This window comes from Pseudomonas sp. MF6747 (genome assembly GCF_963890955.1).
GTDB lineage: Bacteria > Pseudomonadota > Gammaproteobacteria > Pseudomonadales > Pseudomonadaceae > Aquipseudomonas.
Genome location: NZ_CAWPSZ010000053.1, coordinates 189,443 through 215,918 on the forward strand (window position 1 = coordinate 189,443; position 26,476 = coordinate 215,918).

A 26,476-nucleotide genomic window follows, 5' to 3' on the forward strand; every position below is an offset into this window, starting at 1 on the left:
ATGCATTTCACCATTCAACGCGAAGCCCTGTTGAAACCCCTGCAACTGGTCGCAGGCGTCGTCGAGCGCCGACAGACCTTGCCGGTGCTTTCCAACGTATTGCTGGTTGTCGAAGGCCAGCAATTGTCTTTGACCGGTACCGACCTTGAGGTCGAGCTGGTCGGTCGCGTACAGCTGGAAGAGCCTGCAGAGCCGGGCGAGATCACCGTACCTGCGCGCAAGCTGATGGACATCTGCAAAAGCTTGCCAAACGAAGCGCTGATCGACATCAAGGTCGATGAGCAGAAGTTGGTGGTCAAGGCCGGCCGCAGTCGCTTTACGCTGTCCACCTTGCCAGCCAATGACTTCCCGACCGTCGAAGAAGGTCCGGGCTCGCTGACTTGCAGCCTGGAACAAAGCAAACTGCGCCGTTTGATCGAGCGCACCAGCTTCGCCATGGCCCAGCAGGACGTGCGCTACTACCTCAACGGTATGTTGCTGGAAGTCTCTGAAGGCATCATCCGCGCCGTGGCCACCGACGGTCACCGTCTGGCGATGTGCTCGATGCGCGCTGATATTGGTCAGCCAGATCGCCACCAAGTTATTGTCCCGCGTAAAGGTATCCTCGAGTTGGCGCGTCTGCTCACCGAGCCGGACGGCAACGTCAGCATCGTTCTGGGCCAGCACCACATTCGCGCCACTACCAGCGAATTCACCTTCACCTCCAAGTTGGTCGACGGCAAGTTCCCGGATTACGAGCGCGTGCTGCCTAAAGGTGGCGACAAGCTGGTGATCGGCGATCGTCAGGCCTTGCGCGAAGCGTTCAGCCGTACCGCGATTCTGTCGAACGAAAAGTACCGCGGTATCCGTCTGCAACTGGCCAACGGTCAGCTGAAAATTCAGGCGAATAACCCCGAGCAGGAAGAAGCGGAAGAAGAAGTAGGCGTTGATTACAACGGCGGCTCGCTGGAGATCGGCTTCAACGTGAGCTATTTGTTGGACGTGCTGGGCGTGATGACCACCGAACAGGTTCGCCTGATTCTGTCCGACTCCAACAGCAGCGCCCTGGTGCAAGAATCTGATAACGACGACTCGGCTTACGTAGTTATGCCGATGCGCCTGTAATCATGCTCAGCAGAAGCTAGATGTCCCTTAGTCGCGTCTCGGTCACCGCGGTGCGCAATCTGCACCCGGTGACCTTCTCCCCCTCCCCCCGCATCAATATCCTCCACGGCGCCAACGGCAGTGGCAAAACCAGCGTGCTGGAAGCCATTCATTTGCTGGGGCTTGCCCGCTCTTTTCGCAGTGCACGTCTTTTGCCGGTGATTCAATACGAGCAGTTGGCATGCACGGTATTCGGCCAAGTTGAATTGGCTGAAGGCGGACACAGTAGCCTGGGCATATCCCGTGATCGCGGCGGGGAATTTCAAATTCGCATTGATGGGCAAAATGCGCGCAGCGCGGCGCAGTTGGCGGAAATTCTGCCTTTGCAGCTGATCAACCCCGACAGCTTCCGCCTGCTGGAAGGTGCACCGAAGATCCGCAGGCAGTTCCTCGATTGGGGAGTGTTCCACGTGGAACCGCGTTTCATGGCCACTTGGCAGCGCCTGCAGAAGGCCCTGCGGCAGCGGAACTCATGGCTGCGGCATGGTACACTTGACGCCGCTTCGCAAGCAGCCTGGGACCGGGAACTGTGCCTGGCCAGCGACGAAATAGATGAATACCGCCGCGCCTATATCAAAGCCTTGAAACCAGTCTTTGAGCAGACCTTGAGTGAGTTGTTGGATCTCGAAGGACTGACGCTGAGCTACTACCGTGGTTGGGATAAAGAACGTGAGCTGAGCGCAGTGCTCGCCACGTCCTTGCAACGGGATCAGCAAATTGGCCATACCCAGGCAGGCCCCCAACGGGCTGATCTGCGCCTTAGATTAGGCGCACATAATGCCGCGGATATCTTGTCCCGCGGTCAGCAGAAGTTGGTGGTGTGCGCACTGCGTATCGCCCAGGGGCATTTGGTCAGCCAAGCCCGACGCGGTCAGTGTATTTATCTGGTGGATGACTTGCCGTCCGAACTCGACGAGCAACACCGCCGCGCGTTATGCCGCTTGTTGGAAGACTTACGCTGCCAGGTATTTATTACCTGTGTAGACCACGAATTATTGAGGGAAGGCTGGCAGACGGAAACGCCAGTCGCTTTGTTCCACGTGGAACAAGGCCGTATCACCCAGACCCACGACCATCGGGAGTGAAGGCATGAGCGAAGAAAACACGTACGACTCGACCAGCATTAAAGTGCTGAAAGGTTTGGATGCCGTACGCAAACGTCCCGGTATGTACATTGGCGACACCGATGATGGTAGCGGTCTGCACCACATGGTCTTCGAGGTGGTCGACAACTCCATCGACGAAGCGTTGGCCGGTCACTGCGACGACATCAGCATCATCATCCATCCGGATGAGTCCATCACCGTGCGCGACAATGGTCGCGGCATTCCAGTAGACGTGCACAAAGAAGAAGGCGTTTCGGCGGCAGAGGTCATCATGACCGTGCTCCACGCCGGCGGTAAGTTCGACGACAACTCCTATAAAGTCTCCGGCGGTTTGCACGGTGTAGGTGTGTCGGTAGTGAACGCTTTGTCTGAAGAGCTGATTCTGACCGTTCGCCGTAGCGGCAAGATCTGGGAACAGACTTACGTGCACGGCGTGCCACAAGAGCCGATGAAAATCGTCGGTGACAGCGAATCCACCGGTACGCAGATCCACTTCAAACCATCGGCTGAAACCTTCAAGAATATCCATTTCAGCTGGGACATCCTGGCCAAGCGTATTCGTGAACTGTCCTTCCTCAACTCCGGTGTAGGCATCGTTCTCAAGGACGAGCGCAGCGGCAAGGAAGAGCTGTTCAAGTACGAAGGCGGCCTGCGCGCATTTGTTGAATACCTGAACACCAACAAGACTGCGGTCAACCAGGTGTTCCACTTCAATATCCAGCGTGAAGATGGCATCGGTGTAGAAATCGCCCTGCAGTGGAACGACAGCTTCAACGAGAACCTGTTGTGCTTCACCAACAACATTCCTCAGCGCGATGGCGGTACTCACTTGGTGGGTTTCCGTTCCGCGTTGACGCGTAACCTGAACACTTACATCGAAGCCGAAGGCTTGGCCAAGAAGCACAAGGTCGCCACCACCGGTGACGACGCACGTGAAGGCCTGACCGCGATTATCTCGGTAAAAGTGCCAGATCCTAAGTTCAGCTCCCAGACCAAAGACAAGCTGGTGTCTTCCGAAGTCAAGACCGCTGTGGAACAGGAGATGGGCAAATACTTCTCCGACTTCCTGCTGGAGAACCCGAACGAAGCCAAGCTGGTTGTCGGCAAAATGATCGACGCTGCACGTGCCCGTGAAGCCGCGCGTAAAGCCCGTGAGATGACCCGTCGTAAAGGCGCGCTGGATATCGCCGGCCTGCCGGGCAAACTGGCTGACTGCCAGGAGAAGGACCCTGCCCTCTCCGAACTGTACCTGGTGGAAGGTGACTCTGCTGGCGGTTCCGCCAAGCAGGGTCGTAACCGTCGCACCCAGGCGATCCTGCCGTTGAAGGGTAAGATCCTCAACGTTGAGAAAGCCCGCTTCGACAAGATGATTTCCTCTCAGGAAGTCGGCACGTTGATCACAGCCCTGGGCTGCGGTATCGGCCGTGACGAGTACAACATCGACAAGTTGCGCTACCACAACATCATCATCATGACCGATGCTGACGTCGACGGTTCGCACATCCGTACCCTGCTGCTGACCTTCTTCTTCCGTCAGCTGCCTGAGCTGATCGAGCGTGGCTATATCTACATCGCTCAGCCGCCGTTGTACAAAGTGAAAAAAGGCAAGCAAGAGCAATACATCAAAGACGACGACGCCATGGAAGAGTACATGACGCAGTCGGCCCTGGAAGATGCCAGCCTGCACTTGAACGACGAAGCCCCGGGTATCTCTGGTGAGGCGCTGGAGCGTCTGGTTAACGATTTCCGCATGGTGATGAAGACCCTTAAGCGTCTGTCGCGTCTGTACCCTCAGGAGCTGACCGAGCACTTCATCTACCTGCCGGCCGTCAGCCTGGAGCAGTTGGGCGATCACGCAGCGATGCAGGATTGGCTGGCCCAGTACGAAGTGCGCCTGCGTACCGTCGAGAAGTCTGGCCTGGTGTACAAAGCCAGCCTGCGTGAAGACCGTGAGCGTAACGTGTGGCTGCCTGAGGTTGAACTGATCTCCCACGGCCTGTCGAACTACGTCACCTTCAACCGCGACTTCTTCGGCAGTAACGACTACAAAACCGTCGTTACGCTCGGCGCGCAATTGAGCACCTTGCTGGACGATGGTGCTTACATTCAGCGTGGCGAACGCAAGAAGCAGGTCAAGGAATTCAAAGAAGCCCTTGATTGGCTGATGGCAGAAAGCACCAAGCGTCACACTATTCAGCGATACAAAGGTCTGGGCGAAATGAACCCTGATCAGCTGTGGGAAACCACCATGGACCCAGCTCAGCGTCGCATGTTGCGCGTGACCATCGAAGACGCCATTGGCGCAGACCAGATCTTCAACACCCTGATGGGTGATGCGGTCGAACCTCGCCGTGACTTCATCGAAAGCAACGCCCTGGCAGTGTCCAACCTGGACTTCTGATCAGGTCAGCCTGCTAAAACAAAAAGGCCAACGCTCAGCGTTGGCCTTTTTTTATTGCGTCGAAATAAGCCGTTTTTCCAATGCTCCACGTGGAACATAAGCTTATTGGTTCGAGTTTACTGCCGCCACACTCTCCAACCGATAACCGTATCCGTAGATGGTCAACAGTTGCCAGCCACGGTCGGCGGTCAGTCCCAGCTTGTTGCGCAGGCGATAGATATGAGTGTCCAGCGGCCGCGAAGAGACCATCTCCTCATGAGACCAGAACCGTTCATACAGGTATTCACGAGACAACGGACGCGCTAGATTGGCGAACAAGCAACTGGCCAGGCGGTATTCACGCTCAGTCAGGTTGATAGGTTTGCCCGCACGAGTGACGGTCAGCTCAGCATCGTCGAAGGTCAGATCGTTGAAGCTCTGCACTTCATGGGCAGTCGCTTTTTGCAAACCATGGCGACGCAGAACGGCCGTGATCCGGGCTTTCAGTTCATTGGGCCGGAAAGGTTTACTGACGTAATCATCCGCCCCACTGTTCAACGCCGTGACGATATCGCTCTCGGCGTCCCGACTGGTGAGCATGATCACGGCGGGCGGTGATTCCATGTGCTCGCGGGTCCAGCGCAGCAACGCGATACCCGTGATGTCGGGCAGTTGCCAGTCGAGTATCAGCAAGTCAAAGGTCTCCCGGCGCAGCTGGCGCAGCAGATCTTCACCACGCTCGAAGCAATGCACGGACCACGGCTGTTCCGCGGTGCTGGGAATCTGTCGCAGTGTCTGCTCAACCCGGCGCAACTCAGCGGGCTCGTCATCCAGTATTGCGACACGCATGGGTGGGTCCCTTCTACTAAAAAAACGGCGCAAATGCCGGCCATCGAATCTGAATAATTGTGGTCAGATTCAGCGGACCATGAATCTATCGATACGCTGATATCAAAGAGCCTTTAATCCGTTGGAAGACCTCGATACCTTGGAGGAAAGATACCCACTCCTGCCCGTAAGGAAAAGGTTCAGCATGAAGCGCTCAGGAAAGTCTAACAGTGAGACCGATATGAGCTTCACTGGGTTCAGTACACCGCTCATATCGAACAGGGAGAAGCCGGGGCATATGGCGCGTTCAACTATCCACTCTCGACACCTCTACACGCCTGCGACGGTGGCCCGGTGATGCTGTGGCGAAAATCCGAAAAACGCCAACCCACCCGAGCGCAACTGCTGTTCCACGGTTTGATACGTGAGTGGCTGTTGATTGGCCTGGTCCTGCTGCCCTTCACGGTTTACCTGTCTTTGAGCCCAGGTCTGGCCCTCAATAACCCGCTGTACGACAGCCTTCGTCGCCTGACACCATTGCCGGTCGACCCGCGGATCCTGCTGGTGACTATTGATGACCAAAGCCTGAAAAAGCTAGGCCAATGGCCCTGGCCACGCAGCGTGCATGCTGACCTGATTGACCGGCTCAGTGCTGCTCGACCGGCAGGCATATTGTTTGATGTGATCTTCAGCGAGCCCGGCGAAGCGGCGGATGACCAACGACTGGCCGACGCGGTGTGCAAGGCCGGCAATGTGTTGTTGCCCACGGCGAGTTCAGACGCGCCGGATGAGCAACTGTTGCCACTGCTCAAATGCGCCAAAGGCATGGGCCAGATCAATGTCGAAGCCGATAACGATGGTGTCGTACGCAGCCTGTATATGCGCGAGGGGCCGCCCGGTAACACGCTTGCGCAGCTGGCATGGCTCGCCTATACGTTGACTGGGCAAACATCACCCATGCCGGGGCTCGCCAAGGCACCTGACGGTCAGCATTGGCATCGTGAACACGCGGTTCGTGTTCCTTATACCGCGCAGGGCCATTTTCCCAGCGTGTCCTACGTCAGCGTATTACAGGGCGAGGTACCGCCCGACGTGTTGCGTGGCCGGTTGATATTGGTCGGTGCCACGGCCTATGGAATGGGTGATCGCTTTGTCACGCCCCTCTCCTCCACGGTGGGCTCCACGGCCGGAGTGGAGATCCAGGCCAACATCCTAAATGGATTGCTGCTGGGGCGCAGCATCGTCGATCTTCCAGGCTGGCTTGCCGCATTGATGGCCGCTTCGCTGGTGGCGTTGCTGCTGGGGCTGCTGTTGTATCGGCCGCGCTATGCGCTATGGATGACCCTGGCTTGCATGGTCACCGCACTGCTCGGCTCATGGGCCTTGCTGCGCCTGGGGCATTGGTGGTCACCCGCAGCGTGTCTGATCGGGCTGCTGCTCAGCTATTTGATCTGGAATTGGCGCCGCCTGAGCGTGATCCTTGCTTACTTCGGCTGGGAACTGGCACGCCTGGATAACGAACCCAAAGTGCTGCCCGAGCGTCGCCGTGCGCCCGCCAGCAAAGGTGACGTATTGCAGGGGCGGATCTTTGCGCTTGAGCAGGCGGTAAGCCGCACGCGCGACACGCGGCGCTTTATGGCGGACGGGTTGGAGTGCCTGCCGGTGGCGACCCTGATTACCGATCCCCACGGCAGCATCCTGCTGGCCAACCGCGTCGCCCGTGAGGTGTTCGGCAACGATCTGGTGGCCACAAATCTATTGGAGCAACTCGCCGACCTCGGCTACCCGCCGCTGCACAATGGTGTTCGCCCTGCCCTGTCGGCGCTGCAGCTTATCGAGTTTCGTGATATCCACCAGCGCAGTCTGCGCATGGAGCTGGCACCCTTGCTGCCGGCCGAAGGTGATGTCGCCCTTGGCTGGCTGCTGAGCCTTACCGACTTGAGCAAGGAGCGTGAAGCCCAACAGCACCGCGAGACGATGTTGCGCTTCCTGTCCCATGACCTGCGTGCACCGCACTCGGCGATCCTGGCATTGCTGGATGTGCACAACGGCGATTCACCGATATTTGCCCAGATCGAACAACAGGTGAAACGCGCATTGAGCCTCACCGAATCCTTCGTGCAGTTGGCCAAGGCCGAAGCTGACGGCTACCACTTCCAGCCGACGCTATTTGCCATGCTGGTCATGGATGCCTTTGACCAGGTGGCAGTGATCGCGCAGCTCAAAGGCATTCACCTGGTGCACGACCTTGATGAGGCGGACGAGGGCATGGTGTCAGCCGATCAATCATTGCTGACACGGGCGCTGTTCAACGTGCTGGAAAACGCCATCAAGTACTCCCCGTCAGGCACCACCGTCACGCTGAGCCATGGCAGCGCGCAAGGTTGGTTGGAATGTCGCATCAGCGATCAGGGGCCAGGCATCGCGCCTGGGGATTTGCCGGAGTTGTTCAGCCAGTACCGACGCTTCGATTCAGCCCAGGGCAGTGAGGGTTTGGGACTGGGGCTGACCATGGTCAAAGCCGTGATTGAGCGCCATGGCGGTCGTGTCCTGTGCGAGAGCGAGTTAGGCAAAGGCTCGACCTTCAGCCTGAAACTGCCACTGCTTGATACGTAAAAACCTGGTTTTCTGCTGTGCATAAAAAACCGGTCAAAAGGACCGGTTTTTTAATGCGCAAAAAAACTTATGCACGTTTTTCGCGATTTTATTAGCTTCAGAAATATGTAAGTAAATCAGCTTCTTATGAACCAAAAACGTCGATTCGCCAACAAACCGTACACAGGTTATCCACAGACGCTCAAATCGCCGGCGTCTCTACCACCACAGGCTCGGGAGGCAATGAGCCCATGGCTCGTTGCTGCGCTTCATTCCACGCTGCGGCGCGGTCATTCAACGCTGCAATGGCACGTGGTCCTTCGCCTTCTGCGTACATCGGCTCGCCAATCACCACCGTGATGGTGCCTGCGCGTTTGGCCCAACCGGTCTTCGGCCAGAACTTGCCGGCGTTATGCGCAATCGGCAATACCGGCAGGTTGGCGTTGACCGCCAGGGCGGTGCCGCCCCGCGAGAATTTACCTACGGTGCCGTAAGGCACACGCGTGCCTTCCGGAAATATCAGTACCCAGACGCCATCCTTGAGCAACTCATCGCCTTTTTTGGCGACGTGCTTGAGCGCGGCCTTGGGGTTGTCACGATCAATGGCGATCGGGCGCAACATGGCCATGGCCCAGCCGAAGAACGGCACATACAGCAGCTCGCGCTTGAGCACCTGGCTCAACGGCGAAAAGTACGCGGAGAGGAAGAACGTTTCCCAGGTGCTCTGGTGGTTCGACAGAATCACGCAGGGCTGCTCCGGGACATTTTCAGCGCCCTTCACTTCGAAACGGATGTTCAGGAACACCTTGGTCAGCCACAGCGCACAGCGGCACCAATAAACGTTGATAAAGCGATAGCGCGCCTTGAACGGCAGGAACGGCGCAATAAAAAAGCTCAGGGTGCACCAGAGAAACGAACTGGTGCCCAGCAGCAGGTAAAAGAAAAAGGTTCTGATGGCCTGCAAGATCGACATGGCGGCATTTACCGTTGCGGGACACGGCCCGCCTGTTAAAAGCGCACTCCCGAACAGTCCTTGGTCAGGAAGTCGAGGGCGGCTAGTTGTTGATAAGTTCTGCGGCAACTGCCGCCAGATCGTCAAAAATCAAAGTGCCTACCGGCAGGTCTTTCGCCTGGGTCTTTTCGCCTTTCCCGGTCTTAACCAAAACTGGCTGAGAGTCGACGGCTTTGGCCGCCTTCAGGTCACCGAGGCTGTCCCCGACGAACCATAGCCCAGCCAAGGGCACCTTGTAATGTTCTGCAATGGTTTTCAACATGCCAGGCTTGGGTTTGCGGCAATCGCAGCCCTCATCCGGCCCGTGGGGGCAGTACACCACCAGCCCCACCTCACCGCCCTGCTCGGCCACCAACGTGCGCAAGCGCGCGTGCATGGCGTCCAGGGTAGCGATGTCGTAATAACCACGGGCGATGCCGGACTGGTTGGTGGCGATGGCCACTGTCCAGCCGGCTTTGCTCAACTGCGCGATGGCCTCGATCGAGCCGGGCAGTGGAATCCATTCCGCCACCGACTTGATGTAAGCGTCGGAGTCGTAATTGATCACTCCGTCTCGATCGAGAATCAGCAGTTTCAACATGATCAGCCCAGTACGGAAATGTCAGCGATGTTGATGAACAAACCACGCAGACGCGCCAGCATGGCGTAGCGGTTTTTCCGCACGCCGGCATCGTCGGCATTGATCATCACGGCTTCGAAGAACGCATCCACCGGCTCACGCAAGGTGGCCAGGCGCGCCAGTGCTTCGGCGTAGTTACGTTCAGCGAGCAGCGGCTTCACTGCGTTTTCGGCCTTGGCGATGGCCGAGTTCAACGAGAACTCCTTGGCATCGGCAAACAGGCCCGGGTCGACTTCGGTATTGCCGAGGTTGTCGGCCTTGCTCAGCAGGTTCGACACGCGCTTGTTCACGGCAGCCAGTGCATCGGCTTCCGGCAGCTTGCGGAAGGCCTGTACGGCCTGCACTCGCTGATCGAAGTCCAGCGCCGAGCCGGGTTGCAGGGCACGGACCGACAGGTACACCGAAACGTCCACGCCTTCGTCTTCGTAACGCGCACGCAGGCGGTCGAACACGAACTCCAGGACTTGCTCGGCCAAACCGGCTTGCTTGACCTTGCCACCGAACTGGCCGACCGCAAACACCACGGCCTGGGTCAGGTCGAGGTCGAGCTTTTTGTCGATCAGGATACGCAGCACGCCCAAGGCAGCACGACGCAGGGCGTACGGGTCTTTGCTGCCGGTGGGCAACATGCCGATACCGAAGATACCGACGAGAGTGTCCAGCTTGTCGGCGATGGCCACGGCCGCACCGGTCAAGGTGGTTGGCAGCTCAGCACCGGCACCGCGCGGCATGTACTGCTCGTTCAGCGCCAGGGCTACATCGTCCGGCTCGCCGTCGTTGAGGGCGTAGTAGTAACCGGCAACGCCTTGCATCTCCGGGAACTCGCCGACCATTTCGGTGGCCAGGTCACACTTGGACAGCACGCCAGCGCGGGCAGCCCAGGCAGCGTCACCGCCAATGCGCGGCGCAATGTAGGCCGCCAGCTTGGAAACGCGCACGGCTTTGTCGTAGACGCTGCCGAGTTTTTCCTGGAACACCACGTTCTGCAGGCGCAGGTTGAAGTCTTCGAGCTTCTGCTTCTTGTCTTGCTTGAAGAAGAACTCGGCGTCGGTCAGGCGCGGACGAACGACTTTCTCGTTACCGGCGATGATCTGCTGCGGGTCCTTGCTTTCGATGTTGGCCACGGTAATGAAGCGCGGCAGCAACTTGCCGTCCACGTCCAGCAGGCAGAAATACTTCTGGTTGTCCTGCATGGTGGTGATCAGCGCTTCTTGTGGCACGTCGAGGAAACGCTCTTCGAACGAGCACACCAGCGGCACTGGCCACTCAACCAAAGCGGTCACTTCATCGAGCAGGCTTGGCGGCACGATGGCGGTGCCTTCCTGCAGGCGGGCCAGCTCTTCGGTGCGCTTGCTGATCAGCTCGCGACGCTCATTGGCATCGGCCAGCACGTAGGCGGCGCGCAGGTCGGCGGCATAGTTGGCGGGCGAAGTGATGCGCACGGCTTCTGGGTGGTGGAAGCGATGACCACGCGAGTCACGGCCCGCCTGCTGAGCGAGGATCGTGCAGTCGATGACCTGATCACCGAGCAGCATCACCAGCCACTGGGTTGGGCGTACGAATTCTTCTTTGCGAGCACCCCAGCGCATGCGCTTGGGGATCGGCAGGTCGTTGAGGGAATCTTCAACGATGGTCGGCAACAGGCTCGCCGTCGGCTTGCCGGTGATGACCTGGCTGAAACGCAGTTTCGGGCCGCTCTGGTCGATCTCGCTCAGCTCGACGCCGCACTTCTTGGCAAAGCCCAGGGCTGCTTGAGTCGGGTTGCCTTCCGCATCGAAAGCGGCCTGGCGCGGCGGGCCGTCGAGGTTGATGCTGCGGTCCGGCTGCTGGGTTTCCAGCGCGGTCAGCAACACAGCCAGACGACGTGGCGCGGCGTAGACTTTTTTCGCCGCGAATTTCAGGCCAGCGCTGTGCAGGCCTTTCTCAATACCGGCCAGGAACGCGTCGGCCAGGGTGTTGAGTGCCTTGGGTGGCAGCTCTTCGGTGCCCAGTTCAACCAAAAAATCTTGAGCACTCATTGTGCAGCCTCCAGCTTAGCCAACACTTCATCACGCAGGTCCGGGGTTGCCATCGGGAAGCCCAGCTTGGCGCGCGCCAGCAGGTAGGCTTGGGCGACGGAACGCGCCAGGGTGCGCACACGCAGGATGTATTGCTGGCGCGCGGTGACCGAGATGGCACGGCGGGCATCCAGCAGGTTGAAGGTATGGGAGGCCTTCAACACCATTTCATAGCTTGGCAACGGCAGCGGCTGGTCAAGTTCGATCAGACGCTTGGCTTCGCTTTCATAGAAGTCGAACAGCTCGAACAGCTTGTCGACGTTGGCGTGTTCGAAGTTGTAAGTGGACTGCTCCACTTCGTTCTGATGGAACACATCGCCATAGGTGACCTTGCCGAACGGGCCGTCAGCCCACACCAGGTCGTAGACCGAGTCCACGCCTTGCAGGTACATGGCCAGGCGCTCCAGGCCGTAGGTGATCTCGCCGGTCACCGGGTAGCACTCGATGCCGCCCGCTTGCTGGAAGTACGTGAACTGCGTCACTTCCATGCCGTTGAGCCAGACTTCCCAGCCCAGGCCCCAGGCACCCAGGGTTGGCGATTCCCAGTTGTCTTCGACGAAACGGATGTCGTGCACCAGTGGGTCCAGGCCGACATGTTTCAACGAGCCCAGGTACAGCTCCTGGAAGTTGTCCGGGTTGGGCTTGAGTACCACCTGGAACTGGTAGTAGTGCTGCAGGCGGTTCGGGTTTTCGCCGTAGCGGCCGTCAGTCGGGCGACGACTGGGCTGCACATAAGCGGCGTTCCAGGTTTCCGGGCCAATGGCCCGCAGGAATGTAGCGGTGTGGAAAGTGCCGGCGCCTACTTCCATATCGTAGGGCTGAAGTACCACACAACCTTGCTCGGCCCAGTATTGCTGGAGGGCGAGGATCAAGTCTTGGAAGGTACGCACGGCTGGCGTAGGCTGGCTCACGAAATTCACCTGTTACTTGGGCTGCGATTTAAAGAGCGGGAGTATACCCGATTCGGCCGCGCCACCATCCCCTGGAGCCTTATGCCACGCTGCTTTTGGTGTTCTGAAGATCCGCTGTACATGGCTTATCACGATCAGGAGTGGGGAACGCCGCTGCGCGATGCGCAGGGTCTGTTCGAGTTGCTTTTGCTCGAAGGGTTCCAGGCGGGCCTGTCCTGGATCACCGTTTTACGCAAACGCGAGCATTATCGAAAGGTCCTGTTCGGCTTTGATGCACAGCGTCTGGCGCGCCTCAGCGATGCCGAGATCGAGGCGCTGATGCTCGACCCTGGCATCGTGCGCAATCGCCTGAAGCTCAACGCGACCCGCCGCAATGCCGCGGCCTGGCTGGCGCTGGAAGACCCAGTGGGTTTGCTCTGGTCGTTCGTGGGCGGCGTGCCCAAGGTCAATCACTTCAAGGACCGCAGCGAGGTCCCGGCAATCACGCCCGAGGCTCAAGCCATGAGCCGAGCCTTGAAAAAAGCCGGCTTCACCTTCGTCGGCCCGACCATTTGCTACGCCTTCATGCAGGCCAGCGGGATGGTCATGGACCACACTCAAGACTGCGACCGTTACGCGGACTTGGCCAACGCCGGTTAGAATGCCGGCTTTGCGCACCACACACGATCAGGAGTGACCTGTGGAAAAGTTTAAAGGCGCCTTGCTGGTAGGCGCTCTTCGGTTGTTTGCCTTGTTGCCTTGGCGCGCTGTTCAGGCCGTGGGCACGGCAATTGGCTGGATCATGTGGAAAACCCCCAACCGCTCCCGCGAAACAGTGCGGATCAATCTCTCCAAATGCTTCCCGGACATGGACCCCGCCGCCCGCGAGCGCCTGGTCGGCCAGAGCTTGATGGACATCGGCAAGTCCCTGACGGAAAGCGCCTGCGCCTGGATCTGGCCGGCCCAGCGCTCCATCGACCTGGTGCGTGAAGTCGAGGGCCTCGAAGTGCTGCACGAAGCCCTGGCCTCGGGCAAAGGCGTGGTGGGCATCACCAGCCACCTGGGCAACTGGGAAGTGCTCAATCACTTTTATTGCAACCAGTGCAAACCGATCATTTTCTACCGCCCGCCCAAGCTCAAGGCGGTGGATGAACTGCTGCAAAAACAGCGCGTGCAATTGGGCAACCGCGTGGCGGCGTCCACCAAGGAAGGCATTCTCAGCGTGATCAAGGAAGTGCGCAAAGGCGGTCAGGTGGGCATTCCCGCCGACCCGGAACCGGCGGAATCGGCCGGGATCTTCGTGCCGTTCTTCGCCACCCAGGCGCTGACCAGCAAGTTTGTACCGAACATGCTTGCGGGCCATAAGGCGGTGGGCGTATTCCTGCATGCGCTGCGGCTGCCGGACGGTTCAGGTTACAAAGTGATTCTGGAAGCGGCGCCGGAAGACATGTACAGCACCGACACCGCCACATCCTGCGCGGCGATGAGCAAGGTGGTGGAGCGCTATGTCGGCGCCTACCCGAGCCAATACATGTGGAGCATGAAACGCTTCAAGAAACGCCCGCCGGGTGAGGCGCGGTGGTATTGATACTCGACTGACTCAAGGTCGATGCAAAACCAATGTGGGAGCGGGCTTGCTCGCGAAGGCGGTGTATCAGCTACACATTCAGTGACTGACACTCCGCCTGCGCGGGCAAGCCCGCTCCCACATGTGTGATCGCCATTCAGGCCTGGCGGTCGAGCTTTTTCAGGAACACTGTCATCTCTTTTTCGGCCTGCTTGTCGCCATGGGCCTGGGCCGCTTCAATGCCCTTCTCCCACGCCAGCCGCGCCGCCGCACTATCGCCCAACGCCGCCTGCGCCTTGCCCAACAACTTCCACGCCGCCGAATACTTCGGATCAAACTCGACACACTTGTGCAAATGCTCGGCCGCCTTGGCGTTGTCCTTCGCGTCCAGATAACCCTTGCCCAAGCCAAAGCGCAGCAATGAATTATCCACACCCTTGGCGAGCATTTTTTCCAGGGATTCGAGCATGGTGGCGTGTCCTTTCAGCTGGGTAAGGTTTTCAATCGCGTCATCGCGGGCAAGCCCGCTTGCGCGCTGAAAACGCGATCACCTGTGGGAGCGGGCTTGCCCGCGATGACGACGGCAGGCTCACCTGAATGTTTTGATCAGAAAAAGCTCAAGCCCACGTGGAACAACTTCTCCACATCGCGGATATGTTTCTTGTCCACCAGAAACAGAATCACATGGTCGCCCGTGACGATCACCGTATCGTCGTGGGCGATGAGCACCTCTTCGTCACGAATGATCGCGCCAATGGTGGTGCCCGGCGGCAAGCCGATATCGCGGATGGCCTTGCCGATCACCTTGCTCGACTTTGAGTCGCCATGGGCAATCGCCTCAATGGCTTCCGCCGCGCCCCGGCGCAGTGAGTGCACGCTGACGATATCGCCACGGCGCACATGAGCCAGCAAGGTGCCAATGGTGGCCAGTTGCGGGCTGATGGCGATGTCGATATCGCCACCCTGGATCAAGTCGACGTAGGCCGGGTTGTTGATGATGGTCATCACCTTCTTCGCCCCCAGCCGCTTGGCCAACAGCGAGGACATGATATTGGCCTCGTCATCGTTGGTCAGTGCCAGGAAAATATCGGCGTCGGCGATGTTCTCTTCCATCAGCAGGTCGCGGTCCGAGGCGCTGCCTTGCAGTACGACGGTGCTGTCGAGGGTGTCGGACAAATGCCGGCAGCGCGCCGGGTTCATCTCGATGATCTTTACCTGGTAGCGGCTTTCGATGGCTTCGGCCAAGCGCTCGCCGATCTGCCCACCGCCGGCGATGACGATGCGTTTGTAGGTCTCGTCCAGCCGGCGCATTTCGCTCATGACCGCGCGAATATTCGCTTTGGCGGCGATGAAAAATACTTCGTCGTCGGCCTCGATCACGGTATCGCCCTGGGGCAGGATCGGCCGGTCGCGCCGGAAAATCGCCGCCACGCGGGTTTCTACATTCGGCATGTGCTCGCGCAACTGGCGCAGTTGCTGGCCCACCAGCGGACCGCCGTAATAGGCTTTAACGGCGACCAATTGCGCCTTGCCCTCGGCAAAGTCGATCACCTGCAAGGCACCCGGAATTTCGATCAGGCGCTTGATGTAGTGAGTCACCACTTGTTCGGGGCTGATCAGCACGTCCACTGGAATCGCGTCGTTGTCGAAAAGCCCTGCACGGGTCAGGTAAGCCGCCTCACGGACGCGGGCGATTTTGGTGGGCGTGTGAAACAGGGTGTGAGCGACCTGGCAGGCGACCATATTGGTCTCGTCACTGTTGGTGACGGCCACCAGCATGTCGGCATCGTCGGCACCGGCTTGGCGCAGCACCGTCGGGAATGATGCGCGGCCTTGCACGGTGCGGATGTCGAGACGGTCGCCGAGGTTGCGCAGGCGCTCGGCATCGGTGTCGACCACCGTGATGTCGTTGGCTTCGCTGGCCAAATGCTCGGCCAGCGTGCCGCCGACCTGCCCTGCCCCAAGGATGATGATTTTCATCCGGTCACTCCCTTAAACCCATTAGCCGCGCGCGGCGGCAATCTTGATCAGTTTGGCGTAGTAGAAGCCATCGTGTCCGCCTTCTTGCGCGAGCAGCTGACGGCCGTGAGGCTGCTTGATGCCGGCTGCCGTGGCGAGGTCCAGCTCGCGCGCGCCGCTGGTGCGGGCGAGGAAGGCTTCGATCACTTCGGTGTTCTCGGTGGGCAAGGTCGAGCAGGTGGCGTAGAGCAGAATGCCGCCGACTTCCAGGGTTGGCCACAGGGCGTCGAGCAATTCGCCTTGCAGCCCGGCCAGGGCGGCGATGTCGTCGGGTTGTCGGGTCAGCTTGATGTCCGGGTGGCGGCGAATCACGCCGGTGGCGGAGCACGGCGCGTCCAGCAGGATGCGCTGGAAGGGTTTGCCGTCCCACCAAGTGGCGGTGTCGCGGCCGTCAGCGGCGATCAGCTCGGCGCTCAGGCCCAGGCGGGCGAGGTTTTCACGCACGCGCACCAGGCGCTTGGCCTCCAGGTCGACGGCAACGACAGCGGCGAGGTCTTTTTCGACTTCCAGAATGTGACAGGTCTTACCGCCCGGCGCGCAGCAGGCGTCGAGCACGCGTTGGCCGGGCGCCAGGTCGAGCAGGTCTGCGGCCAGTTGCGCGGCTTCGTCCTGCACGCTGATCCAGCCTTCGGCAAAACCAGGCAGGCTGCGTACGTCGGTGGCCGCTTCCAGCACGATGCCGTCGACGCTGTACACGCACGGCGTGGCGTTGATGCCGGCGTCGGTGAGCAGTTGCAGGTAGGCGTCGCGGCTGTGATGGCGACGGTTGACCCGAAGAATCATTGGCGGGTGCGCATTGTTGGCCGCGCAGATGGCTTCCCATTGCTCAGGCCAGAAGGCTTTCAGGGACTTTTGCAGCCATCGCGGGTGTGCGGTGCGCACCACCGGGTCGTGTTCCAGCTCGGCCAGCAGCGCCTCGCTCTCACGCTGGGCGCGGCGCAGCACGGCGTTGAGCAGCGCCTTGGCCCAAGGTTTTTTCAGCTTGTCGGCGCACCCAACGGTTTCACCGATGGCGGCATGGGCCGGCACGCGGGTGTAGAGCAATTGATAGAGGCCGACCAGCAGCAGCGCTTCCACATCCGCATCCGCCGCTTTGAACGGCTTTTGCAGCAGCTTGGCCGCCAGCGCCGACAAGCGTGGCTGCCAGCGTGCGGTGCCAAAGGCCAGGTCCTGGGTGAAACCGCGATCACGGTCTTCAACCTTATCCAGCTGCGTTGGCAGCGAACTGTTCAGTGAAGCCTTGCCATTCAGTACGGCGGCGAGGGCCTTGGCGGCGGCCAGACGCGGGTTCATTGAGCGACCGCCCCGAGAACCGTGCCCAGGGCAAATTTCTCACGACGGCTGTTGAACAAATCGCTGAAATTAAGCGCTTTACCGCCGGGCAATTGCAGACGGGTCAGGCACAGCGCCTGTTCACCGCAGGCGACCAACAGGCCTTCTTTGCTGGCGCCGATGATTTCGCCGGGGGCGCCCTTGCCTTCAGCCAGGGTGGCGGCCAGCACTTTCAGGGCTTCGCCACTGAGTGTGCTGTGGCAGATCGGCCATGGGTTGAAGGCGCGCACCAGGCGCTCCAGCTCTACGGCCGGGCGGCTCCAGTCGATGCGCGCTTCGTCTTTATTCAGTTTGTGGGCGTAGGTGGCGAGGCTGTCGTCCTGCACTTCGCCTTCGAGGGTGCCGGCAGCCAGGCCGGCGATGGCCTGGACCACAGCGGGCGGGCCCAGCTCGGCTAGACGGTCATGCAGGCTGCCGCCGGTGTCTTGGGCGGTGATCGGGGTGGTGACTTTCAGCAGCATCGGGCCGGTGTCCAGGCCCGCCTCCATGCGCATCACGGTCACACCGCTTTCACGGTCGCCGGCTTCCACGGCGCGCTGGATCGGCGCCGCACCGCGCCAGCGTGGCAACAGCGAAGCGTGGCTGTTGATGCAGCCCAGGCGCGGGATATCCAGCACCGCCTGAGGCAGGATCAAGCCATAGGCCACGACCACCAGCAGGTCTGGCTTCAACGCCGCCAGCTCCGTCTGGGCCTCGGCGTTGCGCAGGGTTGGCGGTTGCAGCACAGGGATGTTGTGTTCCAGCGCCAGCTGCTTGACCGGGCTCGGCATCAGTTTTTGCCCGCGACCGGCCGGGCGGTCCGGCTGGGTGTACACCGCGACAATGTCATAAGGGCTGGCAAGCAGCGCCTTGAGGTGTTCGGCAGCGAATTCGGGAGTGCCGGCAAAAACAATGCGCAGTGGCTCGGTCATGGGAGGTCTCGGTTAAAAACAGTCACAAAAGAAAAAGGCTTGCCGCAGCAAGCCTTTGGAAGAAGGGCATCAAGCTTGCTGGCGATGCTTTTTTTCCAGCTTCTTCTTGATCCGGTCGCGTTTAAGCGTGGACAGGTAATCGACAAACAGCTTGCCGTTGAGGTGGTCGCACTCGTGCTGGATGCACACGGCCAGCAGGCCATCGGCGATCAGCTCGTAGGGCTTGCCGTCACGGTCCAGCGCCTTGATCTTCACGCGCAGCGGGCGTTCGACGTTCTCGTAGAACTCCGGCACCGAGAGGCAGCCTTCCTGGTATTCGCCCATCTCTTCGGTCAGCGGTTCGAACTCGGGGTTGATAAACACCCGCGGTTCGCTGCGATCTTCCGACAGGTCCATGACCACGACGCGCTGATGCACGTTGACCTGGGTGGCGGCGAGGCCGATGCCCGGGGCTTCATACATTGTTTCAAACATGTCATCGACCAACTGACGAACCTTGTCGTCCACTACGGCCACCGGTTTGGCGATCGTGCGCAGGCGCGAGTCGGGAAATTCGAGGATGTTCAAAATAGCCATAAGCGTAATTGCTGCACATGTGAGGTAGAGGCAAATCGGCGGTGGGATGGACCCAGGCAGCCGGTGTGAAAGGTGCGAAAGCCGCGAAGGCTATGGCATTTCACGCGAACGCACATAATAAAGGAGATTGACCCCATGAGGAAATCGCTACTCGTCTTGCTGCTGTGGACGCCGCTCACGATGGCCTTGATCCCACCGTCCGGCCAGCGCCTGGAGCCGGCGACGCAGCAGGCCATCCAGTACTTTTTACTGCACAACCGCATACTCGACACGGCCCACGACCTGGACAACGCGCCTTACATTGTCGCGGCCGACGCGGGCCGGGTGCTGGGTGCCAACGGCGACCGTGTGTATGCAAGGGGCGCCCTGGACCCCACACAGCCCAATTACGGGATTTTTCGCCGCGCCAAGGTCTACACCGACCCCGACACTCAGGAATTGCTGGGCATCAACGCCGACAACATCGGCACCGCGCGCTTCGTAATGGCCGGCGATCTCACTACGCTGGCGGTGCAGCGAGTCACCCAGGAAGTACGTCCCGGCGATCGGCTGCTGCGCGCCGAACCTCCGGTTGACCCGGCCCCGGTGAAGCGTGCGTCCTTTGTTAAGGGGCACATCATCGACATTCCCAAAGGCGTCACCCAGATTGGCGTACTGGACGCCGTTACCCTGAACAAAGGCCGACGCGACGGGCTGGTTGAAGGCCAATTGCTGACCGTGATCAAAGCCGGCGAGACGATCCGCGACACCCTCACCGGAGCGGCAACCCAACTCCCCGATGAACGCGCCGGCACGCTGCTGGTGTTTCGCACCTATGAAAAGCTCAGCTATGGCCTGGTTCTCAGCGCCTCACGCTCGCTGGCAGTCATGGACCGATTCGAGACTGCCCAACAAACACAATAAATAGCCTGCTAAATAAGTTACCAACAGAGTTATCCACAGCTTGTTCCGGTCAAGGATGATCAAATGTATCCGATAAACAGCAGCGAAATTTCCCCGTCAGAACTGGAAGCTCGACTACGCTTGCACAGGCTGCCAGAACTGGGTTCCAAGCGTTTTCGTGTGTTGCTCGAAGCCTTCGGCTCTGCCTCAAAAGCCATCAGCGCCCCTGCCAGTGCATGGCGTTCCCTCGGGTTGCCGGCCGTGAGCGCCGATGCCCGCCGCAGCCCTGAAATACGCGACGGTGCCAGTGAAGCATTGGCGTGGTTGGAGCAGCCGGCCCAGCATTTGCTGATGTGGGACCAACCTGAGTACCCGGCACTCCTCGCCCAGATCGACGATGCCCCGCCGCTATTGTTCGTCGCCGGTGACCCCAAAATCCTGGAAAAACCGCAGTTGGCCATGGTCGGCAGTCGCCGTGCGTCGCGACCCGGCATGGACACCGCAGCGGCCTTTTCCCGCAGCTTGGCGAGCGCCGGTTTTGTCATCACCAGTGGTCTTGCGTTGGGCATAGACGGCGCGGCTCACCAGGCAGCGCTGGATGTCGGCGGCCAGACAATCGGCGTGCTCGGCACCGGGCTTGAAAACTTTTATCCACAGCGCCACCGGCAGCTCGCAGCCACGATGATTGCCCAGGGCAGCGCGGTGGTTTCCGAGTTTCCGTTGGACGCCTCGCCACAGGCTGGCAACTTCCCCCGGCGCAACCGGATCATCAGTGGCCTGTCGCTGGGCGTGCTGGTGGTGGAAGCCAGCATGGCCAGTGGCTCGCTGATCACCGCGCGGCTGGCGGCGGAGCAAGGGCGCGAGGTGTATGCGATCCCGGGTTCGATCCATCACCCCGGTGCCAAGGGCTGCCACCAATTGATCCGCGATGGCGCGACGCTGGTGGAATCCATCGAGCACATTCTGGAAGGATTACGTGGCTGGCAGGCGCTGTCCCGTCCGGCGCCCATGCCGGTCACGCATCCGCTGGTGGCGTTGCTGCATGCCGCGCCTCACACCAGCGAGGGCTTGGCCCTTGCCAGCGGGCGGCCGTTGTCCCAGGTGCTGGCTACTCTCACTGAGCTTGAGCTCGAAGGCCAGGTGATCTGCGAAAGCGGGCGCTGGCTTGCGCGCTGCTAGGTTTTGTAAAGAAGATCGGTAAACTGCGCAGAGCTTTAGTCCGGAGAGTGAGTAATGGTCAACAGGTGGCGTGTGCTGGAAACCGCACGGGAAATTCGCGCAGGCGCGGTGATTGCCTACCCGACCGAAGCGGTCTGGGGCCTTGGCTGCGATCCGTGGAACGAAGAAGCGGTGGACCGGCTGCTGGCGATCAAAAATCGGTCGGTGGACAAGGGCCTGATCCTGGTGGCGGACAATATTCGCCAGTTCGATTTTCTCTTTGAAGACTTCCCGGACACCTGGATCGAGCGCATGGCCAGCACCTGGCCTGGGCCCAATACCTGGCTGGTGCCCCATCAGGACTTGCTGCCTGAGTGGGTAACGGGTGTGCATGACACGGTGGCGTTGCGGGTGACTGATCATCCGCTGGTGCGGGATTTGTGCTCGCTGGTCGGGCCGCTGATTTCCACCTCGGCTAACCCGCAAGGGCGCCCGGCTGCGCGCACGCGGCTTCGCGTGGAGCAATACTTCCGTGGCCAGGTAGATCGGGTATTGGGCGGCGCTCTGGGTGGGCGCAAGAACCCGAGCCTGATTCGCGATTTGGCGACGGGTGAGGTGGTGCGGCCTTCCTGAGAGCCCGGTGCGGCCATCGCGGGCAAGCCCGCTCCCACATTCGGTCGCGTTCCTTCAGTTGGAATGCGATCAAAGTGTGGGAGCCGGGCTTGCCCGCGATGAGGCCATTACTGACCCCAGCGATCTATCGCCTCACGGCAACAAAATGGTCGACCCGGTAGTCCGCCGCCCCGACAGCTCAGTCTGCGCTTTCGCCGCGTCCGCCAGCGAAAACCGCTGGTTGATGTCAATGCGCACCTTGCCGCTCTTGATCATCGAGAACAAATCATCTGCCATCGCCTGCAAGTCTTTCGGGTTGCTGGCGTAAGTCGCCAAGGTCGGCCGGGTGACATACAGCGAGCCCTTGGCCGCCAGAATGCCCAGGTTCACCCCGTCCACCGCGCCCGACGCATTACCAAAACTCACCACCAGCCCACGTGGCGCCACGCTGTCCAGCGAGGTCAGCCAGGTGTCCTTGCCGACGCCGTCGTACACCACCGGGACTTTTTTGCCGTCGGTCAATTCCAGTACGCGTTGTGCGACGTTTTCCTTGCTGTAGTCGATCGTTTCCCAGGCGCCGAGGGATTTGGCCAAGGCGGCTTTTTCCGGCGAGCTCACCGTACCGATGAGCTTCACGCCCAGGGCTTTGGCCCATTGGCAGGCCAGCGAGCCCACACCACCGGCGGCGGCGTGGAACAGAATGGTTTCGCCGCCCTTCAATTCGTAGGTTTGACGCAGCAGGTACTGCACGGTCAGGCCTTTGAGCATCGCACCGGCAGCCTGTTCGAAGCTGATGCCGTCCGGCAGGTGCACCAGGTTGGCGGCGGGCAGTACGTGCAATTCGCTGTAGGCGCCCAGCGGGCCGCTGCCGTAAGCCACGCGGTCGCCGACTTTGAATTGCGTAACCTCGCTGCCCACGGCATCGACCACACCGGCGCCCTCTGCGCCCAGGCCCGAGGGCAGGGCCGGCGGCGCGTAAAGGCCGCTGCGGAAGTAGGTGTCGATGAAGTTCAGGCCGATGGCCTCGTTGCGCACACGAACCTGCTGCGGGCCAGGCTCTGCCGGCGTGTAGTCCACATATTCAAGCACTTCGGGGCCGCCATGGGCGCTGAACTGGATACGTTTGGCCATCTGCACTTCTCCTGAGGTCGAATTCGCGTAGCCCTCTATCCCACTCCTATGCTTGATCTTCGTCAACTGCGGCGCACCTAAGTGCAGTGCCACGTAATCGCAGTGGTATCCTGTGCGCCCATTTGCCGCCGACGCCGCATGGCCTCGCGTAGCTTTGCCCGATTCAAGGTGATGCCATGACTACCCGCACCGAGGCTGTTAAAGCCTACCTGCTCGACCTGCAAGACCGCATTTGCAGCGCCCTGGAAACCTTCGAGACGGACACTCGCTTTATCGAAGACGCCTGGACCCGGCCTGCCGGTGGCGGCGGTCGCACCCGTGTGATCGAAAACGGTACGGTCATCGAAAAAGGCGGCGTTAACTTTTCCCACGTGTTCGGCAGCGGTCTCCCACCGTCCGCCAGCGCGCATCGCCCCGAGCTGGCCGGTCGCGGGTTTGAAGCCTTGGGCGTGTCGTTGGTGATCCACCCGCACAACCCGCATGTGCCGACGTCCCACGCCAATGTGCGCTTTTTCATCGCCGAAAAAGAAGGCGAAGAACCGGTGTGGTGGTTCGGGGGCGGCTTCGACCTCACGCCCTACTACGGCAACGAGGAAGACTGCATCCACTGGCACCGCGTTGCCGAGCAGGCCTGTGCGCGGTTCGGGCCGGACGTGTACTCGCGCTACAAAGCCTGGTGCGATACGTATTTCCATATCAAGCACCGCAACGAACCGCGCGGCATCGGCGGCCTGTTCTTCGACGATTTGAACGAGTGGGACTTCGACACCTGCTTCGCCTTCATACGCGCCATCGGCAATGCGTACATCGACGCCTACCTGCCGATCGTGCAGCGCCGCAAGGCCATGGCTTACACCGAACAGCAGCGCCAGTTCCAGGAGTTCCGCCGAGGACGCTACGTCGAATTCAACCTGGTCTACGACCGTGGCACCCTGTTCGGCCTGCAGTCGGGCGGGCGCACCGAGTCGATCCTGATGTCGCTGCCACCGCAAGTGCGCTGGAGCTATGACTGGAAGGCCGAGGCCGGTAGCGAAGAGGCGCGTCTCACCGATTACTTCCTGCAAGACCGCGACTGGCTCGGCCTCGCCGCGCCCAAGGCGGCTGTCTGATGGACCGTTATGTGGTGTTCGGCAACCCTATCGGCCACAGCAAGTCGCCGTTGATTCATCGCATGTTCGCCGAGCAGACCGGCGAGCAACTGGACTACAGCACCTTGCTCGCGCCTTTGGAGGATTTCACCGGCTGTGCCCGTGAGTTTTTTCAGCAAGGCCGTGGCGCCAATGTCACGGTTCCATTCAAGGAAGACGCCTACCGCTTGGCCAACAGCCTGACTGAGCGTGCCCAGCGCGCCGGCGCGGTGAACACCCTGAGCAAGCTGGCCGACGGCACCCTGCTGGGTGACAACACCGACGGCGCCGGCCTGGTGCGCGACCTGAAGGTGAATGCCGGGTTGAACCTGCAAGGCAAACGCATCCTGTTGCTCGGTGCTGGCGGCGCGGTGCGTGGGGCGTTGGAGCCCCTGCTGGCCGAGCAGCCTGCCGCGCTGATCATCGCCAACCGCACGGTGGAAAAAGCCGAGTTGCTCGCCGAGCTGTTTGACGATCTGGGCCCTGTGTCGGCCAGCGGTTTCGACTGGCTGCGTGAGCCGGTGGACCTGATCATCAATGCCACGTCCGCGAGCCTGTCAGGCGATGTACCGCCGATTGCCAGCAGCCTGATCGAGCCGGGCAAGACCTTTTGCTACGACATGATGTACGCCAAGGAACCCACCGCGTTCTGCCGTTGGGCGACAGAGCATGGCGCAGCAGTGGCGATGGATGGCCTGGGCATGCTCGTGGAGCAGGCGGCGGAAGCGTTCTTCCTGTGGCGCGGTGTGCGCCCGGATTCGGCGCCGGTCTTGGCTGAGTTGCGCCGCCAGTTGGCTGCGGCCTAAATCTAAAAGTGAACACGGTCTAATGTGGGAGCTGGCTTGCCTGCGATGGCGGTGTAACAGATACAGAGGTGCTGGCTGATCCACCGCTATCGCAGGCAAGCCAGCTCCCACATTGTTTAACCGTGTTTATTCTTCGAAATGGATGGGGCAGTTGTCGGCCCCTTCGAGTTTTTTCAGCTCTTCCACCACCTGCGGCCTGGCCCTGCGCAACGTCAGGCTACGCCCCAACCCCTTCAATCGACGCGCCTCCTGGTGCAGCATCTCCACCCCGGAATAGTCGATAAAGTTGATCTGCTGCGCTTCGATCACCACCCGCTCACCCTGCAAGCTCTGCAGGCGCATTTGCAAGTAATGGCTGGCGCCAAAAAAGATCGAGCCTCCCACCCGCAATACATCCTCATCACCGTCGCGCCACTGCTGAACACGCGGTTGTGAGGTGCGTTTGAGGTAGAAGAACAGCGACGCCAGCACCCCGGCGTAAATCGCCGTTTGCAGCTCCAGCAGCAAGGTGGCAACGCACGTCAGGCTCATCACCACAAATTCTGCGCGGCTCACGCGAAACAGCGCGCGGATGCCGCGATGATCCACCAGGCCCCAGCAAATCAGCAGGATGCTCGCGGCCATGCTGGGGATTGGTATGTGCGCGATCAATGCCGCCCCAAATACGGCAAACAACGCCACCCAGCCGGCGGAAAACACGCCCGCCAAGGGTGAGCAAGCGCCCGCCTCGTAACTGAGGCCGGAGCGTGTAAAGGAACCGGCCGACAAGTAGCCAGAGAAAAACCCGCCGACGATATTGGATAAGCCCTGCGCGCGGACTTCCTGATTGGCGTCGAGCAATTGCTGCGAACGTGCCGACAGCGAGCGCGCAATCGACAAACTGGTCACCAGCCCGAGCATGCCCACCGCCACCGCGCTCGGCAGCAGGCGCAGGAGCATGTCCAGGTCCATTGGCAATGGGCTGAACGGCGGCAGTGTGCCCACAAACGAACTGACGCGCGCCACATGCCCGAACATCGACGGCCACAACCACGCCGCCAGGCTGCCCAAGGCCAGGGCGATCAACAGTGTTGGCCAGCGCGGCACCCGGTATTTGAGCAGCGCGCCCACCAGCAAAGTGCCCAGGCCCAAGGCGAGGGAGGTGTGGTCCCATTCGCCGGCGTGATCGATGAGCGCCAGCAAGCTCTTGATCGCTGTGGCTTGGCTGGGCAGGTCCAACCCCAGCAGGTTGGGCAACTGCCCCAAGGCGATCACTACGGCCGCGCCGAGGGTGAAGCCCAGCACCACCGAATGAGAGACGAAATTGACCAGCGCGCCGAAGCGCAGCAGACCCAGCAGCCACTGGAAAACGCCGGCGAGGACGGTCAGCAGCAGGATCAGCGTGATGTAGTCCTTCGACCCTGGCACGGCCAAGGGGCTGACGCTGGCGTAGAGCACGATGGAGATGGCGGCGGTAGGCCCGCAGATCAGGTGCCAGGAGGAACCCCACAGACAGGCGATCAGTACCGGGACGATGGCGGCGTACAAGCCGTATTCGGGTGGGAGACCGGCGATCAGCGCGTAGGCAATCGACTGCGGCAGCGCGAGCACGGCACCGCTTAAGCCAACCATCGCGTCCCGGCCGACGCTGGCGCGGGTTTGGCGCGGGAGCCAGGCGAGGAAGGGGAAGAGAGTGTGTCGGTTGGGCCGGGGCATGAAAGGCTCGGTTCGAAAGGTTTGCATCAG

At 60.6% G+C, this 26,476-nt stretch carries 23 protein-coding genes; 11 read left to right on the top strand and 12 right to left on the bottom strand.

The window, feature by feature from the left end:
- Genes dnaN through gyrB form a run of 3 tightly spaced genes read left to right on the top strand, consistent with a single transcriptional unit; the run spans window position 1 to window position 4,650 of the window.
- Entirely contained in the window at window positions 1–1,104 is a 1,104-nt protein-coding gene (gene dnaN / locus AACW30_RS30855; RefSeq protein ID WP_083355987.1) for a DNA polymerase III subunit beta, read from the top strand.
- Between the two features lie 20 nt (window positions 1,105–1,124).
- Complete coding sequence (gene recF / locus AACW30_RS30860) at window positions 1,125–2,228, top strand: DNA replication/repair protein RecF (RefSeq protein ID WP_010565854.1); 1,104 nt, start codon at window positions 1,125–1,127, stop codon at window positions 2,226–2,228.
- A gap of 4 nt (window positions 2,229–2,232) precedes the next feature.
- Window positions 2,233–4,650 (top strand): DNA topoisomerase (ATP-hydrolyzing) subunit B, encoded by a 2,418-nt coding sequence (gene gyrB, locus AACW30_RS30865; protein WP_106575975.1) that lies wholly within the window; start codon window positions 2,233–2,235, stop codon window positions 4,648–4,650.
- A 102-nt stretch (window positions 4,651–4,752) separates the two neighbouring features.
- Here gyrB and AACW30_RS30870 read toward each other — a convergent pair whose 3' ends face one another.
- Entirely contained in the window at window positions 4,753–5,478 is a 726-nt protein-coding gene (locus AACW30_RS30870; RefSeq protein WP_106575976.1) for a response regulator transcription factor, read from the bottom strand.
- A gap of 333 nt (window positions 5,479–5,811) precedes the next feature.
- Between AACW30_RS30870 and AACW30_RS30875 the strand changes: the two genes are divergently transcribed.
- Window positions 5,812–8,073 (top strand): CHASE2 domain-containing protein, encoded by a 2,262-nt coding sequence (locus tag AACW30_RS30875; protein WP_200624159.1) that lies wholly within the window; start codon window positions 5,812–5,814, stop codon window positions 8,071–8,073.
- 181 nt (window positions 8,074–8,254) lie between these two features.
- Here the strand turns inward: AACW30_RS30875 and AACW30_RS30880 are convergent, their stop codons facing one another.
- The 4 genes from AACW30_RS30880 to glyQ all read right to left on the bottom strand — a co-directional run bounded on the left by AACW30_RS30880 (window position 8,255) and on the right by glyQ (window position 12,651).
- Window positions 8,255–9,025: a lysophospholipid acyltransferase family protein gene (locus tag AACW30_RS30880; protein WP_106575978.1), complete on the bottom strand. Its 771-nt coding sequence runs from the start codon at window positions 9,023–9,025 to the stop codon at window positions 8,255–8,257.
- 82 nt (window positions 9,026–9,107) lie between these two features.
- Window positions 9,108–9,647, bottom strand: coding sequence for a D-glycero-beta-D-manno-heptose 1,7-bisphosphate 7-phosphatase (gene gmhB, locus AACW30_RS30885; protein ID WP_200624196.1), 540 nt, complete (start codon window positions 9,645–9,647; stop codon window positions 9,108–9,110).
- Entirely contained in the window at window positions 9,647–11,701 is a 2,055-nt protein-coding gene (glyS, locus tag AACW30_RS30890) for a glycine--tRNA ligase subunit beta (protein ID WP_200624160.1), read from the bottom strand. The genes gmhB and glyS overlap by 1 nt, the downstream gene beginning before the upstream one ends.
- Window positions 11,698–12,651, bottom strand: coding sequence for a glycine--tRNA ligase subunit alpha (gene glyQ, locus AACW30_RS30895; protein WP_003187265.1), 954 nt, complete (start codon window positions 12,649–12,651; stop codon window positions 11,698–11,700). The genes glyS and glyQ overlap by 4 nt, the downstream gene beginning before the upstream one ends.
- An 81-nt stretch (window positions 12,652–12,732) precedes the next feature.
- Here glyQ and AACW30_RS30900 point away from each other — a divergent pair, with 81 nt between their 5' ends.
- Both AACW30_RS30900 and AACW30_RS30905 read left to right on the top strand, forming a co-directional pair.
- Entirely contained in the window at window positions 12,733–13,290 is a 558-nt protein-coding gene (locus AACW30_RS30900) for a DNA-3-methyladenine glycosylase I (RefSeq protein ID WP_200624161.1), read from the top strand.
- A gap of 40 nt (window positions 13,291–13,330) precedes the next feature.
- On the top strand, window positions 13,331–14,218 hold the full coding sequence (locus tag AACW30_RS30905) for a lysophospholipid acyltransferase (protein WP_106575981.1): 888 nt from the start codon (window positions 13,331–13,333) through the stop codon (window positions 14,216–14,218).
- 136 nt (window positions 14,219–14,354) lie between these two features.
- On the opposite strand, the gene AACW30_RS30910 is transcribed toward AACW30_RS30905, so the two are convergent.
- The 5 genes from AACW30_RS30910 to def all read right to left on the bottom strand — a co-directional run bounded on the left by AACW30_RS30910 (window position 14,355) and on the right by def (window position 19,035).
- Window positions 14,355–14,666, bottom strand: a complete 312-nt coding sequence (locus AACW30_RS30910; protein ID WP_200624162.1) for a hypothetical protein — start codon at window positions 14,664–14,666, stop codon at window positions 14,355–14,357.
- Window positions 14,667–14,803: 137 nt separating this feature from the next.
- A complete protein-coding gene (trkA, locus tag AACW30_RS30915) occupies window positions 14,804–16,177 on the bottom strand; it encodes a Trk system potassium transporter TrkA (RefSeq protein ID WP_106575983.1) in 1,374 nt (457 codons plus the stop codon).
- Between the two features lie 21 nt (window positions 16,178–16,198).
- Window positions 16,199–17,509 (bottom strand): 16S rRNA (cytosine(967)-C(5))-methyltransferase RsmB, encoded by a 1,311-nt coding sequence (rsmB, locus tag AACW30_RS30920; protein WP_106575984.1) that lies wholly within the window; start codon window positions 17,507–17,509, stop codon window positions 16,199–16,201.
- A complete protein-coding gene (gene fmt, locus AACW30_RS30925; RefSeq protein WP_106575985.1) occupies window positions 17,506–18,459 on the bottom strand; it encodes a methionyl-tRNA formyltransferase in 954 nt (317 codons plus the stop codon). Before fmt ends, rsmB begins: the two co-directional genes overlap by 4 nt.
- Window positions 18,460–18,528: 69 nt before the next feature.
- A complete protein-coding gene (gene def / locus AACW30_RS30930) occupies window positions 18,529–19,035 on the bottom strand; it encodes a peptide deformylase (RefSeq protein ID WP_016970668.1) in 507 nt (168 codons plus the stop codon).
- A 135-nt stretch (window positions 19,036–19,170) separates the two neighbouring features.
- Here def and AACW30_RS30935 point away from each other — a divergent pair, with 135 nt between their 5' ends.
- The 3 genes from AACW30_RS30935 to AACW30_RS30945 all read left to right on the top strand — a co-directional run bounded on the left by AACW30_RS30935 (window position 19,171) and on the right by AACW30_RS30945 (window position 21,708).
- Window positions 19,171–19,938 carry a peptidoglycan-binding protein gene (locus AACW30_RS30935; RefSeq protein WP_200624163.1) on the top strand — a complete coding sequence of 256 codons (768 nt, stop codon included), beginning with the start codon at window positions 19,171–19,173 and terminating at the stop codon, window positions 19,936–19,938.
- A 63-nt stretch (window positions 19,939–20,001) separates the two neighbouring features.
- On the top strand, window positions 20,002–21,096 hold the full coding sequence (gene dprA / locus AACW30_RS30940) for a DNA-processing protein DprA (protein WP_179676425.1): 1,095 nt from the start codon (window positions 20,002–20,004) through the stop codon (window positions 21,094–21,096).
- A 54-nt stretch (window positions 21,097–21,150) separates the two neighbouring features.
- Window positions 21,151–21,708 carry an L-threonylcarbamoyladenylate synthase gene (locus AACW30_RS30945; RefSeq protein WP_106575988.1) on the top strand — a complete coding sequence of 186 codons (558 nt, stop codon included), beginning with the start codon at window positions 21,151–21,153 and terminating at the stop codon, window positions 21,706–21,708.
- Between the two features lie 132 nt (window positions 21,709–21,840).
- Here AACW30_RS30945 and AACW30_RS30950 read toward each other — a convergent pair whose 3' ends face one another.
- Window positions 21,841–22,818 carry an NADPH:quinone reductase gene (locus AACW30_RS30950; RefSeq protein WP_106575989.1) on the bottom strand — a complete coding sequence of 326 codons (978 nt, stop codon included), beginning with the start codon at window positions 22,816–22,818 and terminating at the stop codon, window positions 21,841–21,843.
- Between the two features lie 176 nt (window positions 22,819–22,994).
- On the opposite strand from AACW30_RS30950, the gene hemF reads away from it, so the two are divergent.
- Together hemF and aroE are read left to right on the top strand one after the other, a co-directional pair.
- Window positions 22,995–23,927, top strand: coding sequence for an oxygen-dependent coproporphyrinogen oxidase (gene hemF / locus AACW30_RS30955; RefSeq protein ID WP_119741272.1), 933 nt, complete (start codon window positions 22,995–22,997; stop codon window positions 23,925–23,927).
- Entirely contained in the window at window positions 23,927–24,751 is an 825-nt protein-coding gene (gene aroE / locus AACW30_RS30960) for a shikimate dehydrogenase (RefSeq protein WP_200624164.1), read from the top strand. Before hemF ends, aroE begins: the two co-directional genes overlap by 1 nt.
- A gap of 126 nt (window positions 24,752–24,877) precedes the next feature.
- Here the strand turns inward: aroE and AACW30_RS30965 are convergent, their stop codons facing one another.
- Window positions 24,878–26,446: a SulP family inorganic anion transporter gene (locus AACW30_RS30965; RefSeq protein ID WP_200624165.1), complete on the bottom strand. Its 1,569-nt coding sequence runs from the start codon at window positions 26,444–26,446 to the stop codon at window positions 24,878–24,880.
- Window positions 26,447–26,476 lie beyond the last annotated feature (30 nt).

Bases quoted from the DNA above. Each gene is read 5' to 3' on its own strand.
- aroE (WP_200624164.1), top strand. From the start codon at position 23,927: ATGGACCGTTATGTGGTGTTCGGCAACCCTATCGGCCACAGCAAGTCG.
- rsmB (WP_106575984.1), bottom strand. From the start codon at position 17,509: ATGAACCCGCGTCTGGCCGCCGCCAAGGCCCTCGCCGCCGTACTGAAT.
- AACW30_RS30900 (WP_200624161.1), top strand. From the start codon at position 12,733: ATGCCACGCTGCTTTTGGTGTTCTGAAGATCCGCTGTACATGGCTTAT.
- AACW30_RS30880 (WP_106575978.1), bottom strand. From the start codon at position 9,025: ATGTCGATCTTGCAGGCCATCAGAACCTTTTTCTTTTACCTGCTGCTG.
- dprA (WP_179676425.1), top strand. From the start codon at position 20,002: ATGTATCCGATAAACAGCAGCGAAATTTCCCCGTCAGAACTGGAAGCT.
- glyS (WP_200624160.1), bottom strand. From the start codon at position 11,701: ATGAGTGCTCAAGATTTTTTGGTTGAACTGGGCACCGAAGAGCTGCCA.
- trkA (WP_106575983.1), bottom strand. From the start codon at position 16,177: ATGAAAATCATCATCCTTGGGGCAGGGCAGGTCGGCGGCACGCTGGCC.
- AACW30_RS30945 (WP_106575988.1), top strand. From the start codon at position 21,151: ATGGTCAACAGGTGGCGTGTGCTGGAAACCGCACGGGAAATTCGCGCA.
- AACW30_RS30965 (WP_200624165.1), bottom strand. From the start codon at position 26,446: ATGCCCCGGCCCAACCGACACACTCTCTTCCCCTTCCTCGCCTGGCTC.
- AACW30_RS30935 (WP_200624163.1), top strand. From the start codon at position 19,171: ATGAGGAAATCGCTACTCGTCTTGCTGCTGTGGACGCCGCTCACGATG.
- AACW30_RS30950 (WP_106575989.1), bottom strand. From the start codon at position 22,818: ATGGCCAAACGTATCCAGTTCAGCGCCCATGGCGGCCCCGAAGTGCTT.
- gyrB (WP_106575975.1), top strand. From the start codon at position 2,233: ATGAGCGAAGAAAACACGTACGACTCGACCAGCATTAAAGTGCTGAAA.
- AACW30_RS30910 (WP_200624162.1), bottom strand. From the start codon at position 14,666: ATGCTCGAATCCCTGGAAAAAATGCTCGCCAAGGGTGTGGATAATTCA.
- hemF (WP_119741272.1), top strand. From the start codon at position 22,995: ATGACTACCCGCACCGAGGCTGTTAAAGCCTACCTGCTCGACCTGCAA.
- def (WP_016970668.1), bottom strand. From the start codon at position 19,035: ATGGCTATTTTGAACATCCTCGAATTTCCCGACTCGCGCCTGCGCACG.
- dnaN (WP_083355987.1), top strand. From the start codon at position 1: ATGCATTTCACCATTCAACGCGAAGCCCTGTTGAAACCCCTGCAACTG.
- recF (WP_010565854.1), top strand. From the start codon at position 1,125: ATGTCCCTTAGTCGCGTCTCGGTCACCGCGGTGCGCAATCTGCACCCG.
- fmt (WP_106575985.1), bottom strand. From the start codon at position 18,459: ATGACCGAGCCACTGCGCATTGTTTTTGCCGGCACTCCCGAATTCGCT.
- AACW30_RS30870 (WP_106575976.1), bottom strand. From the start codon at position 5,478: ATGCGTGTCGCAATACTGGATGACGAGCCCGCTGAGTTGCGCCGGGTT.